Raw genomic sequence first — 14,519 nt, forward strand, 5'->3', positions numbered from 1 at the left:
GCCCACCCCACCTTTGGAGGGCATAGTGCCATGCCAGGTGGACGAGAGCCCTACGTGACCCTCCCGTTATCACACATTTGCACTAAAGGGAGGCCCACTCCCACCCTGTCGCTGGCGGGCAGGACCCTGCCGCCACGCCACCAACGCCAAGCATCCAGCACACCAAGCCCCGCCCAGCCCCGTCTGAGGCCCGCCTCCAGCTCACCCGAGCAAGCTCCCTGCTACCAAGGCAATCCCCACCCGCCCTGAGGCGTGTGCCCACGCAGCACAGCTGTGCCTCGTTCTGTCTCCCGGCCGACCTGTGCTTTGCAAACCATGGGTGTCAAGGGGTGCGCCTACGGGACCCGGCCCCGGGACCAGGCCATACGCTCCCCTTGACGCCCATGGTTCCCTCCGGGCAGGTCGGGTGGGAGGCAGGACGCGGCCCTTCCCCTGTCTCCTGGTCGATCTGCCTGCGCGGCGAGCGCATCTTTTGCCCAAAGAGTGCTCGTTATGCAAAGACTGCCCTCGCCGGGCGGCTGATCGATCAGGAGAGAGTGGGGTGCCCCTTTGACGGGGCATTCGGCTTTGGTGGAGGGCTGGTTGAGGGCGTGTTCCCTCTCCCGACCAACCTGCCGGAGGCAACCACACGTATCAAGAGGTCCGTATCGCCTGGTCTCGGGGTTAGGTCGCGCAGGCGGACCTCTTGACACGCGTGGTTGGGCTTCGCCCAGGTCGGTCGGGAGAGAGAACACGCCAGCCCCACTCATGCGCTAGGCGCGCCACACCCATACGCCGACGCGCCAGGCCACACCCAGCGCTAGGCGCGCCACACCCAAGCGATGCGCTGGCGCGCCAGGCCACACCCACCCATGCGCTGGCGCGTGGTGTGCGGGTGTGTGGGCGTGCGGGTCTGTGAAGGCGCATTGTTGGCGCATCGGGTCTTTGGGCGGGCCAGTCGGTCCTTGGGGGCCGCGTGTTCCTGCGGCTCGCCCGGCTGGGTGTGGCCAGCTCATGGTGCTGCCTGCGCTGGGCGTTCCGGGCCTAGCGTTGTTGGTCGCCGAAGAGGTCTTTGAGGGCCATGGCGAGGCCGTGGAGGCGGTCGGAGGCGTCGGTTAGGGCTTGTTTGTCCGGGCCGCCGGTGGAGCTTGCTGCGACCAGTCGGCCGGCTGCCGCGATCAGGCCGCCGTAGCCGTCCAGGCCCTGGTCGAGTTGGTCGCGGAGCATGCGGACACCGTCTTCGAGCGCGGCCCGGTCCTGGGATGGGGCGAGGTCACGGGCGCGTTCCACGGACTGTAGTTGGGCGGCGACCTCGCGTAGGGCTGCGGCGGCTTCGGCGCCGGTGTCGCGGGCGTGTTGGACTGTGTCGGGTGGGACGTTGCTGCGCGGTGAGCCGAGTTGGCGGAGGAGTTCGGCGAGCGCTCGCTCGGCGTCCGCGAGACGTTGCATCGGTTCCCGGGCCAGTGACCTGGTTGGTGGCAGTGTCGCGGCGGGTTCCGGTAACGGGGTTCGTTTGAGGGCGCGCATCTTGGCGCCTGACTTGCCGGCGACCACGAACGCGCCGAGCGCGACCACGCCGGTCGTCGCGCCCTGCAGGATGCCCGCCGCTCCTGGGCCGGCGGTGACGATCAACACCGTGGCGACCACGCCCAGCAACAGGCCGAGGAACAGGAACAGCCACATCACCGTCTCGGCGCGTTTCCTGCGGCGCTCGAGCTTGACCGCCGGGTCGGTCCAGCGGCCAAGGTGTGTCTCCAGTTGGGCTCGGACGTGATCGGCGATCGGCCCGCGGATGTGCCTGTCGACCCCGCGGATCTGCCTGTCGACGCCGCGTAGCTGCCTCTCGACCAGTTGCCGTAGTTCTGCGAACTCGGCTCTACGCGGCCTGTCCACCGGTCACGTCCTTCGCGTCGTCGCCACTGTCAGGCGTTGCCCTGCGGGTTCGCCCGCTGTTCCTGGGCGACCCGTTGCTGGATCTCGGCCTGGATGTTGGCCGACGGGGAGCTGGCCGCCGACGTGCCGCCGGTGACCTGCTTGGCACCACCGGACATCGAGGCGCGGATCTGCTCCAGCCGGGACTGGCCGGCCATCTCGGTGGTGGACATCTGGACTTCCATCATCCGGCCCTGCACCGAGTTCTGCGCCAGCTCGGCCGAGCCGACCGCGGTGGCGTACCGCTTCTCGATCTTGTCCCGGACCTCCTCAAGCGACGGCGTGTTGCCCGGCGCGGCGAGCTCGCTCATCTGGTTCAGCGAGCGGGAGACCTGCTCCTGCATCTTCGCCTGCTCCAGCTGGCTGAGCAGCTTGGTGCGCTCGGCGAGCTTCTGCTGCAGGACCATGGCGTTGCGTTCGACCGCGGCCTTGGCCTGCGACGCCGCCTGCAGGGCCTGGTCGTGCAGGGTCTTGAGGTCCTCGATGCCCTGCTCGGCCGTGACCAGCTGGGTGGCGAACGACGTGGCGGCGTTCTCGAACTGCGTCGCCTTCGTCTCGTCACCCTTGCTGCGGGCCTCGTCGGCCAGCACGAGGGCCTGGCGCGCGGACGCCTGCAGCTTCTCCACGTCGCCGAGTTGACGGTTGAGCTTCATCTCCAGCTGCCGCTGGTTGCCGATCACAGCGGCGGCCTGCTGCGAGAGGGCCTGGTGCTGGCGCTGAGCCTCCTCGATGGCCTGCTGGATCTGTACCTTCGGGTCAGCGTGCTCGTCGATCTTGGACGAGAACGACGCCATGAGGTACTTCCAGAACTTCACAAAAGGGTTGGCCATCTCCTCCGCCTGCCTTCTCGCGTACTACGGCTGCCCACAGGCAACGACCCGGTAGGTGTCCGGGTTCCATCGTGTCAGGTGCACGATTGTCGTTCCACCGGGCCCAGGGGTAAATCAGGTAAGTCCCTGACCGTCCACCGGTGTGGAACGCCGACGAACCCCGGCCGTGGCGGCCCGGCCGTTCGTCCGCACCCCCTTGGTCACCGAGCGTACCCCTGGATCGATCACGAAGGGGATGACCTGGCCTTTCGTCCGCTCCGACCACGCAACGACACGCGGACAAAAGTCGTCCGCGTGTCGCGTATCCCGGGCGTGTCGCTCCAGTGTCGTCCCCTATGCGGCGAAAACCCTGGCGCGGGCGATTTCGGGGCCGCCGATCCGGCGCGCGAGCGCCGGCTGCAGACGAAGGTCGGAAAGTGTGTCGCCGACCACGTCCAGGCTGAGGTCCCCGGGCGCCATCGGGGCCATGCCCGCGGCCGACATCGTCGGCTCGTCGCTCGCCGGCGGCTGCGGCGCGGGCTGCTCGGCGATGGCCGGCTCCAGCAGCTCGTTCGGGTCGAGACCGGTCATGTCGTGGGCGACGCGGTGCAGCAGCTCGGACAGCGGCAGCTCCAACGCGTCGCAGATGGCGGCCAGCAGCTCGCTGGACGCCTCCTTCTGGCCACGCTCGACCTCGGACAGGTACCCCAGGCTGACCCGCGCGGTTCGAGACACCTCGCGCAGCGTTCGGCGCTGGATCGTGCGGGCATGACGGAGCCGATCACCGATCGCCTCACGCAACAGCACAGTCATCGCGCCTCCCTTCACCGGCGGGCCCGTGCCACAACGTTACCGAGCCTCGCGGACATCACGCACCGACTTGGCCCGGCGTCCGCCAAGGGCGAACGACCGAGCGTGGCCGGATGTTCCCCCGTCAGGGTGCATCCAACCGGCTCGACAGCAGGTCAAGAGCCGCTCGGACGGCCGCTGAGCGGACCGCGTGCCTGTCCCCCGCGACGGTGATGGTGGACACGTTCACGCTGCCGTAACCCGCTATTCCGATGTGCACGGTGCCGGGTCCGACCCCGTCCTGCGGGTCCGGCCCGGCTACTCCGGTCAGCCCAAGGCCCCACGTGGCGCCGCACCGGTCCCGGGCGCCGGTCGCCAGTTGGACGGCGACGTCCGGATCGACCGCGCCGCGCGCGGCCAGCAGCTCCGGGTCGACCCCGGCGAGGCCCCATTTCAGGTCGGTGGCGTACACCACGAACCCGCCACGGACCACCGCGCTGGCCCCAGGCACGCTCGTGAGCGCGGCGCACACGAGGCCCGCGGTGAGGGACTCGGCGGTCGCGACCGTCTCCTTTCGGGCCTTGAGCGCCGCCACGACGGCTTCGAGCGTGCCGGCACGCATGCCGAGCACGTCAGCCAGTGGGCTCATCGGCCAGCGGCTCTGCGGGCCCGGATGCCTTGGGCACGCAGCCGGACCGCACGGAACACGTAGTCCAGGCCGGTGATGACGGTAAGGGCGATCGCGACGCCCATGACCGCCCAGCGGACCGCGTCGAAGTGGCTGGAGAGCGGGGCCAGGAACAGCCCGATGGCGATGATCTGGGCGAGCGTCTTGGCCTTGCCGCCGCGGCTGGCCGGGATGACGCCGTACCGGATCACCCAGAACCGCAGCAGGGTGACGCCGACCTCGCGGGCGGCGATCACCAGGGTGACCCACCACGGCAGGTCGCCGAGGATGCTCAGGCCGACCAGGGCGGCGCCGGTGAGCGCCTTGTCCGCGATCGGGTCGGCTACCTTGCCGAAGTCGGTGACCAGGCCGTGCCTGCGGGCGAGGAACCCGTCGAGCTGGTCGGTGACGGACGCGATCGCGAACAGCACGGTCGCGGCCCACCGCCAGCCGGAGTCGTGGCCGGAGTCGGTGAACAGCGCGACCAGGAACACCGGCACCAGCACCAGCCGGGTCACGGTCAGGATGTTGGCGATGTTCACCAACGGCACCGGCGGCGGGGCGTCCACTTCGGGCACGGTTTCCCGTTGGTGTGACCTGTCGGCCGGCGCGGTGCTCACTTACAGCACCTCCAGGGCGCGGACCAGCAGGTCCACCCCTTCGGATCCCTCGACGACGCACCGCACGAAGTCTCCCTTGGCCAGCTCGATGTCACTGTCGACGACGCATTCGCCGTCGACCTCGGGCGCCTGGTGGGCGGCGCGGCCGACGTACTCGTCGTCGTCCTGTTCCACCATGACAACGACCTCGTCGCCGACACGTTCCTCGGCCCGTTGGGTGGTGAGTTCCTCGACCAGCGCGGAGATCCTGGCGACCCGCTCGGCGACGGTGTCCTCGTCGTGCTTGTCGTCGAAACCGGCGGCCTCGGTGCCCTCCTCGTCGGAGTATCCGAAGACGCCGACCGCGTCCATCCGGGCGCCGACCAGGAACCGCTCCAGCTCCGCGACGTCCGCCTCGGTCTCGCCGGGGAAGCCGACGATCACGTTGGTCCGGATGCCCGCGCGTGGGGAGAACTGCCGGATCTGGTCGGTGAGCTGGAGGAAGTCGTCACAGCCGCCGAACCGCCGCATCCGGCGCAGGACCGTGCCGCTGCCGTGCTGGAACGACAGGTCGAAGTAGTCGGCAACCCCGGGGGTGGTGGCGATCGCCTTGACCAGGCTGGGCCGCATCTCGGCGGGCTGCAGATAGGACACCCGGACCCTTTTGGCCTTGGCGGCGAGCCGCTGGAGCACGTTCTCCAGGCTGGCGTCCCGCAGGTCCTTGCCGTACGACGTGGAGTTCTCGCTGACCAGGAACAACTCCCTGGCGCCGTTGTCCACGAGCCACTGGGCCTCGGCCACGATCTCGTCCGGCGTCCGCGACACGAACGCGCCCCGGAACGACGGGATGGCGCAGAACGTGCACCGCCGGTCGCACCCGGACGCGATCTTCAACGCCGCGACCGGCGAATCGTCCAGCCGGGTCCGCAACACCCGCGGCCCCCACCCGTGCCCAGGGACGACAACGTCGTTCTCCTGTCGCTGGACCGGACTGATCGGCAGCAGCGTCCGCCGGTCCACCGGGACATGGGACTCCACGGCCTTGCCGTGCAGCACTTCGTCCAGCCGGTCGGCCAACTCCGGATACTCGTCGAAGCCGAGCACGGCCGCCGCCTCCGGCATGCTGTCGGCCAGCTCCTTGCCGTACCGCTCGGCCATGCACCCGACCGCCACCACCTTGGCCCCGGTGTCCGCGGCGGCCAGCAACGTGTCCACCGAGTCCTTCTTGGCCTGCTCGACAAAGCCACAGGTGTTCACCACGATCACCTCGGCGCTCTCCGCCTCGGCCAGCTCCCACCCGCTGCCCACCAGCCGCCCGGCCAGCTCCTCGGAGTCGACCTCGTTACGGGCACAACCGAGCGTGAGCATGGCGACACGACGCTTCGCGGTGGGAGAAGGCACAGAGTGAGGGTAACCGCCCGCACGGCGTGTCTCCGACCTCAGCACCGCACCGGGTACCCGAAGTCACGCGATCGGCAGCTCCAGGTGGGCGCGGTCCTGGCAGCCGTGCCGAACGAGCGGCAGCGGGCTAGGTTGGGACGTTGTGAGTGACTCCCTGGTCGTGCGGCGGGCGCGGGCCACTGATGTCCGGCGGATGAAGACGGTTGTCGACCGGTATGTCGGGAAGGTCCTGCTGGCCAAGCAGCTGGTGACGCTGTACGAGGACATCCAGGAGTTCTGGGTGGCCGAGCGGGACGGCGAGTTACTCGGCTGCGGGGCCCTGCATGTGCTGTGGGAGGACATCGCGGAGATCCGGACCATCGCGGTGCTGCCGCAGGCGTTGGGGATGGGGATCGGGCACGCCATCATCGAGCGGTTGATCTCGACCGCGAAGGAGTTGGGGATCTCGCGGCTGTTCGCGTTGACGTTCGAGGTGGGGTTCTTCGAGCGGCACGGGTTCGTGGAGATCGATGGGACGCCGGTGAGCCCCGAGGTGTACGAGGAGATGCGGCGGTCGCTGGACCAGGGTGTCGCGGAGTTCCTGGATCTGCCGTACGTGAAGCCGAACACGCTGGGCAACAGCCGGATGCTCCTGGAGTTGTGATGACCGACGACGCTTGTGGGGCGCTGGCCGGTGTCCGGGTGATCGACCTGGCGTCCGTGGTGATGGGACCGTTCGCCGCCCAGTTGCTTGGCGACATGGGCGCGGACGTGATCAAGGTCGAGCCGCCGGCGGGGGACCTGACCCGGCTCACGCACCCGCAGCGGCACCCGGGGATGGGCGCGTTGGCGCTGAACGTCAACCGGAACAAACGCGGGATCGTGCTGGACCTGAAGTCGCCGGACGGACAGGAGGCCCTGCTGAAGCTGGTGGCGACCGCGGACATCCTGCTGACGAACATGCGGCCGGGCGCGCTCGACCGGCTGGGCCTGGCCTACGAGCGGCTGTCGATGGCCAACCCGCGGTTGATCTACTGCAACGCGCAGGGTTTCCGGACCGACTCGGACCTGGCCGGGTTGGCCGCGTACGACGAGATCGTGCAGGCGTCGTCGGGGTTCGTCGACCTGATGCGGCGGGCCACGGGTGAGCCGAACTACGCGCCGTCGATCCTGGCGGACAAGGTGTGCGCGTTGACGATCACGTATTCGGTGCTGGCCGCGCTGGTGCACCAGCGGGCGACCGGCCGGGGCCAGCGGGTGGAGGTGCCGATGACCGACACGTTGCTGGCGTTCAACATGATCGAGCACATGAGCGGCCAGACGTTCGAGCCGCCGATGGGGCCGACCGGGTTCAACCGGTCGATGGCCGAACCGCACCGGGCGGTGCGCACGAAGGACGGCTGGGCGTGCATCCTGCCGTACACGGACAAGAACATCGAGGCGTTCTTCGCCGCGGTGAACCGGCCGGACCTGGCCGCGGACGAACGCTTCCAGGATCCCGCCCAACGCGCCCGGAACTACTCGACGCTGTACGAGCTGATCGAGCGGTTCGCGGTCGAGTACACGAACGAGGAATGGCAACGGATCTGCGGCGAGCGAAGCATTCCGTTCGCGCCCGTGCAGGAACTCGACAAGGCGATCGACAACCCGTACTTCGACCCGATGCTGACCGTCGCCGAGCACCCCACCGAGGGCCCGTACCGGCAGGTGGGTTTCCCGGTCCGGTTCTCCGCGACGCCGGCGACTGTCCGGCGGCACAGCCCGACCCTCGGCCAGCACACCGCTGAGGTACTGGCGGAACTCGACGTCAGAGCGGCCGACCGTTGAGCAGGGCGGCACCGAGCCTGGTGCTGGTGTGCACGACCAGGTTGGCGTCCCGGTCGGTGGCCAGCAGGCCCGACTCACGCAGGATCCGCAGGTGGTAGCTGACCGTCGGCGGTGAGATGTGCAGGACCGTCGAGATGACCGCGTTGGTGGTGGCCGGGTTCGCGGCGACGAACTCCAAGATGCGCGCCCTGGACACGCCGAGCAGTTGTTCGATCGGCTGCCCGGTGCCGCCGCCCAGCCAGCGCGGGTCGTGGACGATCGGGCACACCAGGGTGGGCGTCAGACTGTCGTCGTAGAGCTTCACCGGCGCGCCCATGCAGAAGAACGACGGCACCAGCTTCAGGCCACGGCCGTTCAGGTGCAGGTCGAAGTCCTCCAGGAAAGGCGCGGCCAACACCGGGTGGTTCCACTGCAGGACCGGTTGCAGCATGTCCTGCCAGCCGGCGGCGCCCGCCTTGTCGCCGATCCGGCCGAGACTTCGCTGGATGGCCCGTTCGACCGGGCCGATCGCCAGCCGGTGGTAGTCGCGCAGGGCCTTCTCCAGGCGGGCCAACGCGGTCTGCTCGCCCGCCGCGAGCCGGCTGACCCACCCGGGCAGCGGGCGCGTCCTGGCCAACAAGGCCAGTTGGCCGCGTAGTTCGGACACCGGCGTCGCCATGACCGCGTCGACACCGGTGTCGAAGGCCTCGCCGCCGTTCTCGGGTGTCAGGAAGTCCGGGAAGTAGCGGGCGGCGGGGGCCAGGGTGGCGAGCATGGCGAGCGACGGTTCCGCGTGGGTCCGGCGGACGGCGGCCAACGTGTCCCGGCGCCACTGGCCGAAGAGGACCGGATGGGCGTTGTCACACAACATGTGCAGGCTGAGCACAACCTCCCACAGATGGTCCATTGTGGACGCCACACGGACCCGCGAGAGATCGTCCGTAGTGAAGTGAACACGCAGTGTGCCGCCCGCCATGGCAGCACTGTACGGCGTGCGCTATTGGGGAATCGGCGTTTCGTCGAAGTCCTTCTTCGCCTTGTCGTACTCGGCTTTCGCCTGCTGGAAAGCGGTCGTCGAGTCCTTGGCGCTTTTGGCGGAATTGTCCAGGTCCCGGCCGACTTTCAGGGCGCCGGCGGGGGTGTCGATGTTCGGGATCTCCTTGAGGGCCGACCCGACCGACTGGTAGCTGTTCAGCATCGTGGTGAAACTGTCGACCAGGTTCACGATCGTCTGGTGCAGGCTCAGCACGTGCTGGATGTCCTTGATGATCGCGTTGACGTCGTCCCAGTACGGAAAGTCCCGGCCGAGACTGGTCACGATCCGGATCACACTGCCCAGGATTCCTTTCGGCGTGAACCGGGAGAACAGTGACGCGATCTTCTTCAGCAGGTCGTCGATGATGTCCGCGCATTTCTGCACGATCCGCAGGCTCGCGTCGGACAACTTCCCGAACCCGAACTTCAGCAGCTGGCAGACCTCGTCGAACAGCTCGAAGAACCCGAACCACACCACGTTGATCCTGGTCAGAAAGCCCTCCGCGGCCGAACCGGACCAGTCGTGCGGCACGAGCTGCTGTGCGTTGTGGGACATGTTGTCGGAGATCTGGGTCATCATCGTGCCCATGTCCGCCCAGGCGTCGCCGTTGGCCGCGATCCGTTTGAAGTCGCCGGCGATGGGTTCGAGGATGATGGTGTAGAGATCCTTGTCGGGTGTCCCGAGTACGTGGCAGATGAAATGCTGGTACACCCAGTTCACCGCGTGCCCGACGGGGTCGCCGTGGATCATCGAACTCAGGTCGAGCTTGTCGGACGTGATGGCCTGGGGTTCGATCGGCACCCGGTCGATGTACGCCTTGCCGATGTTCGTGCCCGCGGAGATCTTCAGTGCCATTTGCCGCTACTCCCTCATGTGGCCGTGGCCGCCGCCGTGCATGCCGGGTTCGTCCTGCATTTCCAACAGGTTCTTGGCGTGTTTGTGGTCGACGTGCTGATAGCTGTCCGCGGTCACCGAAAGCCCCTCGGCCAGATTGTCGATCTTGTCCGCCAACGTGCTGAAGACTTCGTTGGTGGCATTGGAAAGCATCGTCATCGCGGCCTTGAGCGGGTCGAGCAGCCCGCTGAAACCGGCCTGGTTCGTGCCCTCGGCGGCCTGGCCGGCGACCATCCCGAGGTCGGTCTGAACGATCACGTCCAGGTAGATCGCGTAACTGCGCAACTGGCCGGCCGCGACTTTCAGGTCCGCCATCACCACGCCTTCCGGAAGATGGTGGTCTGTTCCTCGTCCTCGGCGGCTGCCTCCCGCTCCTCGGCGGCGACCGCGGTCGCGTCGAGAGCGGCCATCACCACCGGATCGGACACGGTGTCGCCGTTCGCGATGGCCGCCCAGGTCAGCTGACCGCCGGCGACCCGCTCGGCCACCGCGCGCCACTCCTTGGGGGCGTCGGCGCTGTTCGCGTACTGCTCCAGCGCCTCGATCTCCTCGGCCGTGGCCGGCCGCGCCGGTTCCAGGCGGACCTCGGCCACGGCTTTCTCGGCCGCGCTCAAGGCGTCGTCGAACGCCTGCTCAGCGGCCCTGATCTCGTCGGTTTTCCACTCCACGGCGGGGACCGTAACGACGGGACTCGCCGCGGGACAGGCGATTCCATCAGAATGGAAGGGCGGCACACCGGCTGAAGGTCTAGGGGAATTCTGGTCGACGGAATCCGAACAGGGGTATCGCGACGGGACCCCTGAACCGCACCCTGGGCACGGCCTGAAAGATCACCCAGGGAGTCACCGTGCCCAACCTGCTCAAGCGCCTCGCGCTGGCCGGTGCGGGCGCCATCACCACAGTCGTGATGGTCGCCGGCACCGCCCACGCCTCCCTCAGCCCGTCCCAGCTGGCGAGCGTGACGGACGACTATTCCTTCAGCAAGTCACTGCCCCAGTTCGAGTCGATCCGGAACTCGCGGCCGTACGCCGACCAGTTGGACTGGTCGTCCGACGCGTGCTCGTGGTCGCCGGACAAACCGTTCGGCTTCGACTTCACGCCGGCCTGCCACCGGCACGATTTCGGCTACCGCAACAACAAACGCCAGGGCCGCTGGAACGCCGACAAGAAACTCCAGATCGACAACAAGTTCAAGTCGGACATGTACGGCATCTGCGGCGGGAACATCATCTGCAAGGGCACCGCGAACATCTACTACGCCGCCGTGCGCAAGTGGGGCACGTGAGCCGGTAGTTACTCGTCGTCGGAGTCGGGCTCGGGGCTGCCGCCCCGGATGGTGAACAGCACCGAGTCCAACTCGTCCGGCTTGACCAGGACCTCGCGGGCCTTCGACCCCTCGGACGGGCCGACCACCCCGCGGCTCTCCAACAGGTCCATCAGGCGGCCCGCCTTGGCGAAGCCGACCCGGAGCTTGCGCTGCAGCATCGACGTCGAGCCGAACTGGGACGTCACGACCAGCTCCGCGGCCTGCAGCAACACGTCCAGGTCGTCGCCGATGTCGGAGTCGATCTCCTTCTTCTCGGCCGCCGAGGCCGCGGTGACGCCGTCGGTGTACTCCGGCTGCGCCTGCTCCTTGACGAACGAGACCACGCCGTTGATCTCCTCGTCGCTGACGTACGCGCCCTGGACGCGCACCGGCTTGGACGCACCCATCGGCAGGTAGAGGCCGTCGCCCATGCCGATCAGCTTCTCCGCGCCCGGCTGGTCCAGGATGACCCGGGAGTCGGTGAGCGACGAGGTGGCGAACGCCAGCCGGGACGGCACGTTCGTCTTGATCAGGCCGGTCACCACGTCCACCGACGGCCGCTGGGTCGCCAGCACCAGGTGGATGCCGGCGGCGCGGGCCTTCTGGGTGATCCGGACGATCGCGTCCTCGACGTCCCTCGGCGCGGTCATCATCAGGTCCGCCAGCTCGTCCACGATCGCCAGGATGTACGGGTACGGCCGATACTCCCGCTCGCTGCCGGGCGGCGCGCTGATCTCGCCGGACCGGACCTTCTTGTTGAAGTCGTCGATGTGCCGGACCCGGTTGACCTGCATGTCCTGGTAGCGCTGTTCCATCTCCTCGACCAGCCAGGTCAACGCGGCCGCGGCCTTCTTCGGCTGCGTGATGATCGGCGTGATCAGGTGCGGAATGCCCTCGTACGGCGTCAGCTCGACCATCTTCGGGTCGATCAGGATCATCCGGACCTCGTCCGGCGTGGCCCGCGCCAGCAGGGACACCAGCATCGAGTTGACGAAGCTGGACTTGCCGGACCCGGTCGAGCCCGCGCACAGCAGGTGCGGCATCTTCGCCAGGTTCGCGGTGATCATGTGGCCCTCGATGTCCTTGCCGAGGCCGACCACCATCGGGTGGGTGTCCTTGACCGCGGTGGACGACCGCAGCACGTCACCGAGCCGGACCATCTCCCGGTCGCTGTTGGGCACCTCGATGCCCACCGCGGACTTGCCCGGGATCGGCGCGAGCAGCCGCACGTTGTCCGTGGCCACCGCGTACGCGATGTTCTTGGTCAACGCGGTGATCTTCTCGACCTTGACGCCGGGCCCGAGCTCGACCTCGTACCGCGTGACGGTCGGGCCCCGGGTGAAGCCGGTGACCTGCGCGTCGATCGAGAACTGCTCCAGCACACCGGTGATCGCCTCGATCATGGTGTCGTTGGCGCGGCTGCGGGTCTTCGGCGCGTCGCCCTCCTCCAGCAGGGTCGGCGGCGGCAGCTGGTAGTCGCCCTCGACCACGCGGGCGGGGGTGAGCGGCAGCGCCTGCTGGGCCGGTTCCTTGCGCGGCTTGGGCTCCCGCTTGGGCGCCGGCGGTGGCGGGGGCGGCGGGGGGTCTTCGGCGGGCGCCTCGTCCTCCGGCGGCTCGGCCATGGTCGCCTGCCGGCGCCGGGACGGCCGGCGGAGCTTCACCTCGGCCTCCGGCTGGGGTTCCTCCTCCTCGGCCGGCGGGTCGACGTCCTCGGGGTCCCGGCCCAGCTCACGCAGCCGGTTCGGGATCTGCCTGATCGGCGTTCCGGTGAACACCAGCACGCCGTAGCCCAGAGCGAGAATCAGCAGCGGCAGCGCCACCCACGACGTGACACCCTCGGCCAGCAATCCCCCGGACAGGAAACCGAGCACGCCGCCCGCGTACATCCGGTCGGTGTTCGTGGGGCCGCCGTTGAGCAGGTGCAACATGCCGAGCAGGGCGAACGCCATCAGCAGCGACCCGATCACGAACCTCGTCCGCACCTCCGGCCGGGGTTCGGACCGCATCAGGGCCACGCCGACGACCAGCAGCGCCAGCGGGAACGCGACCGCGCCGGCGCCCATCACCGTTCGGACACCGATCTCCACCCAGTGGCCGATCGGACCGGCCGCGCGCCACCACACCGCCGCGCCGATCACCACCGCGATCGCGATCAGCCCGAACCCGAGCCCGTCCCGCCGGTGCGCCGGGTCCAGCTCCTTGGTCTTGCCGAGCGTCCTCGCCAGCCCGCCGACCCCCTTGGCCAGCAGGTTCCAGCCACCCCGGATGGCCCGCCCGGCCGTGCCGGAACTGCGGGCCCGCGCCGGCTTCGGCGCCGGCTTGGCCGGGGCCTTCTTGCGTGGCGCACTCCGTTTGGCGGTTGTCGACCGGCTAGCCATGCGGCCCACGGTAGTCGCCTCTCCAGTCACACGAGCAACTTTGCTGCCCGGGTCGATGCGCCATGACCACGACATGCCATGCTCCAGCCATGGTTGCGCTGTACCGCGACGGACACGAGCCGACACGCCGCACTGGCCGGCAAACCCCCGCACCGGCCGTTTGGCGGACGATGCTGGAGATCGACCGGTACGTCGTGTCGATGGTCGGGAATCTCGAAGTGACGGGCACCGTGCCGGCGGAGTTGCTTGGCCGGCCCCTGGTGATGGCCGCCAACCACATCGGCACGTTCGACGCGCTGGTGCTGATGAAGGCCTGCTGGGAGATCGGCATCGCGCCCCGGTTCATGCTGGCCGGTGGCCTGCTGGACGCGCCTGTGCTGGGCTGGGCGCTGACCAGGTCCGGGCATCTGCGGGTGGAACGCGGCAAGGCGACCGTGATCGAGTCCTTCGCCACCGCGGTCGAGTCGGTCAAGTCGAGTGACACTCCTCTGCTGGTGTATCCCGAGGGCCGGATCAGCCGCGACCCGGGCCTGTGGCCGGAACGCGGCAAGACCGGCGTGGCACGGATCGCGCTGGCGGCGAACGCGCCGGTGATCCCGATCTCGCAGTGGGGTGCGCACGAGGCCATCCACTGGGGCAACGAGTCCGTGAACGGCTTGCCGGACCTCAAGCCGTACGTCACGTCGTTCCTGAGCGCGCTGAGGCGGCGGCCGCGGTTCAAGGTGCACTTCGGCAGCCCGGTCGACCTGTCGGACCTCTCGGCGGGCAAGGCGGGTGACGCGGTCCGGGCGCACAAGCGGATCATGCAGGCCGTCACGGACAATCTGGCCACCCTGCGCCGGGACGAGCCCGACCTGCCCAAGTACCACGACCCGACCCGGCCCACCGACACCAGGTCCCCCTGGCGCTGAGTTCCCGGGAAAACAGGGTGCGACCTGGGCTTA

At 68.7% G+C, this 14,519-nt stretch carries 15 protein-coding genes; 4 read left to right on the forward strand and 11 right to left on the reverse strand.

The features are described from left to right. Positions 1-1,023 precede the first annotated feature (1,023 nt). From pspM to rimO, 6 genes are all read right to left on the reverse strand, one after another. Positions 1,024-1,872 carry a phage shock envelope stress response protein PspM gene (gene pspM, locus EV192_RS26900; RefSeq protein ID WP_132120196.1) on the reverse strand — a complete coding sequence of 283 codons (849 nt, stop codon included), beginning with the start codon at positions 1,870-1,872 and terminating at the stop codon, positions 1,024-1,026. A gap of 29 nt (positions 1,873-1,901) precedes the next feature. Further along, a complete protein-coding gene (locus tag EV192_RS26905; RefSeq protein ID WP_132120198.1) occupies positions 1,902-2,741 on the reverse strand; it encodes a PspA/IM30 family protein in 840 nt (279 codons plus the stop codon). Positions 2,742-3,074: 333 nt separating this feature from the next. Beyond that, a complete protein-coding gene (locus EV192_RS26910; protein WP_132120199.1) occupies positions 3,075-3,533 on the reverse strand; it encodes a helix-turn-helix domain-containing protein in 459 nt (152 codons plus the stop codon). A 121-nt stretch (positions 3,534-3,654) separates the two neighbouring features. Further along, on the reverse strand, positions 3,655-4,158 hold the full coding sequence (locus EV192_RS26915; RefSeq protein ID WP_132120201.1) for a CinA family protein: 504 nt from the start codon (positions 4,156-4,158) through the stop codon (positions 3,655-3,657). Beyond that, positions 4,155-4,796 (reverse strand): CDP-diacylglycerol--glycerol-3-phosphate 3-phosphatidyltransferase, encoded by a 642-nt coding sequence (pgsA, locus tag EV192_RS26920; RefSeq protein ID WP_132120203.1) that lies wholly within the window; start codon positions 4,794-4,796, stop codon positions 4,155-4,157. The genes EV192_RS26915 and pgsA overlap by 4 nt, the downstream gene beginning before the upstream one ends. Further along, the gene (gene rimO / locus EV192_RS26925) at positions 4,797-6,143 is read right to left on the reverse strand and encodes a 30S ribosomal protein S12 methylthiotransferase RimO (RefSeq protein WP_132121421.1); all 1,347 of its coding nucleotides are present in this window, start codon (positions 6,141-6,143) and stop codon (positions 4,797-4,799) included. A gap of 175 nt (positions 6,144-6,318) precedes the next feature. Here rimO and EV192_RS26930 point away from each other — a divergent pair, with 175 nt between their 5' ends. Further along, positions 6,319-6,819, forward strand: coding sequence for an amino-acid N-acetyltransferase (locus tag EV192_RS26930; protein ID WP_132120205.1), 501 nt, complete (start codon positions 6,319-6,321; stop codon positions 6,817-6,819). Beyond that, positions 6,819-7,982, forward strand: a complete 1,164-nt coding sequence (locus EV192_RS26935; RefSeq protein WP_132120207.1) for a CaiB/BaiF CoA transferase family protein — start codon at positions 6,819-6,821, stop codon at positions 7,980-7,982. The genes EV192_RS26930 and EV192_RS26935 overlap by 1 nt, the downstream gene beginning before the upstream one ends. Here EV192_RS26935 and EV192_RS26940 read toward each other — a convergent pair. The 4 genes from EV192_RS26940 to EV192_RS26955 are packed head-to-tail and all read right to left on the reverse strand — an operon-like array spanning position 7,963 to position 10,559. Continuing rightward, positions 7,963-8,937, reverse strand: coding sequence for a helix-turn-helix domain-containing protein (locus EV192_RS26940; protein ID WP_132120209.1), 975 nt, complete (start codon positions 8,935-8,937; stop codon positions 7,963-7,965). The two genes, EV192_RS26935 and EV192_RS26940, sit on opposite strands and share 20 nt — an antisense overlap. 21 nt (positions 8,938-8,958) lie before the next feature. After that, the gene (locus EV192_RS26945) at positions 8,959-9,852 is read right to left on the reverse strand and encodes a hypothetical protein (protein ID WP_132120210.1); all 894 of its coding nucleotides are present in this window, start codon (positions 9,850-9,852) and stop codon (positions 8,959-8,961) included. 6 nt (positions 9,853-9,858) lie between these two features. Further along, on the reverse strand, positions 9,859-10,206 hold the full coding sequence (locus EV192_RS26950; protein WP_132120212.1) for a type VII secretion target: 348 nt from the start codon (positions 10,204-10,206) through the stop codon (positions 9,859-9,861). Beyond that, positions 10,206-10,559, reverse strand: coding sequence for a hypothetical protein (locus tag EV192_RS26955; RefSeq protein WP_132120214.1), 354 nt, complete (start codon positions 10,557-10,559; stop codon positions 10,206-10,208). The genes EV192_RS26950 and EV192_RS26955 overlap by 1 nt, the downstream gene beginning before the upstream one ends. A gap of 179 nt (positions 10,560-10,738) precedes the next feature. Between EV192_RS26955 and EV192_RS26960 the strand changes: the two genes are divergently transcribed. Further along, complete coding sequence (locus EV192_RS26960) at positions 10,739-11,176, forward strand: phospholipase (RefSeq protein WP_424923387.1); 438 nt, start codon at positions 10,739-10,741, stop codon at positions 11,174-11,176. 8 nt (positions 11,177-11,184) lie between these two features. Here EV192_RS26960 and EV192_RS26965 read toward each other — a convergent pair whose 3' ends face one another. After that, positions 11,185-13,575 (reverse strand): FtsK/SpoIIIE family DNA translocase, encoded by a 2,391-nt coding sequence (locus tag EV192_RS26965; protein ID WP_132120216.1) that lies wholly within the window; start codon positions 13,573-13,575, stop codon positions 11,185-11,187. Positions 13,576-13,664: 89 nt separating this feature from the next. Between EV192_RS26965 and EV192_RS26970 the strand changes: the two genes are divergently transcribed. Beyond that, the gene (locus tag EV192_RS26970; protein WP_132120218.1) at positions 13,665-14,486 is read left to right on the forward strand and encodes a lysophospholipid acyltransferase family protein; all 822 of its coding nucleotides are present in this window, start codon (positions 13,665-13,667) and stop codon (positions 14,484-14,486) included. The last annotated feature ends 33 nt before the right edge of the window (positions 14,487-14,519 follow it).

This window comes from Actinocrispum wychmicini (assembly GCF_004345645.1).
GTDB lineage: Bacteria > Actinomycetota > Actinomycetes > Mycobacteriales > Pseudonocardiaceae > Kibdelosporangium > Kibdelosporangium wychmicini.

Excerpts from the sequence above, each read along its gene's own strand:
- EV192_RS26905 (WP_132120198.1), bottom strand. The coding sequence starts at position 2,741 with ATGGCCAACCCTTTTGTGAAGTTCTGGAAGTACCTCATGGCGTCGTTC.
- EV192_RS26910 (WP_132120199.1), bottom strand. The coding sequence starts at position 3,533 with ATGACTGTGCTGTTGCGTGAGGCGATCGGTGATCGGCTCCGTCATGCC.
- EV192_RS26915 (WP_132120201.1), bottom strand. The coding sequence starts at position 4,158 with ATGAGCCCACTGGCTGACGTGCTCGGCATGCGTGCCGGCACGCTCGAA.
- rimO (WP_132121421.1), bottom strand. The coding sequence starts at position 6,143 with ATGCTCACGCTCGGTTGTGCCCGTAACGAGGTCGACTCCGAGGAGCTG.
- EV192_RS26935 (WP_132120207.1), top strand. The coding sequence starts at position 6,819 with ATGACCGACGACGCTTGTGGGGCGCTGGCCGGTGTCCGGGTGATCGAC.
- EV192_RS26940 (WP_132120209.1), bottom strand. The coding sequence starts at position 8,937 with ATGGCGGGCGGCACACTGCGTGTTCACTTCACTACGGACGATCTCTCG.
- EV192_RS26945 (WP_132120210.1), bottom strand. The coding sequence starts at position 9,852 with ATGGCACTGAAGATCTCCGCGGGCACGAACATCGGCAAGGCGTACATC.
- EV192_RS26950 (WP_132120212.1), bottom strand. The coding sequence starts at position 10,206 with ATGGCGGACCTGAAAGTCGCGGCCGGCCAGTTGCGCAGTTACGCGATC.
- EV192_RS26965 (WP_132120216.1), bottom strand. The coding sequence starts at position 13,575 with ATGGCTAGCCGGTCGACAACCGCCAAACGGAGTGCGCCACGCAAGAAG.
- EV192_RS26970 (WP_132120218.1), top strand. The coding sequence starts at position 13,665 with ATGGTTGCGCTGTACCGCGACGGACACGAGCCGACACGCCGCACTGGC.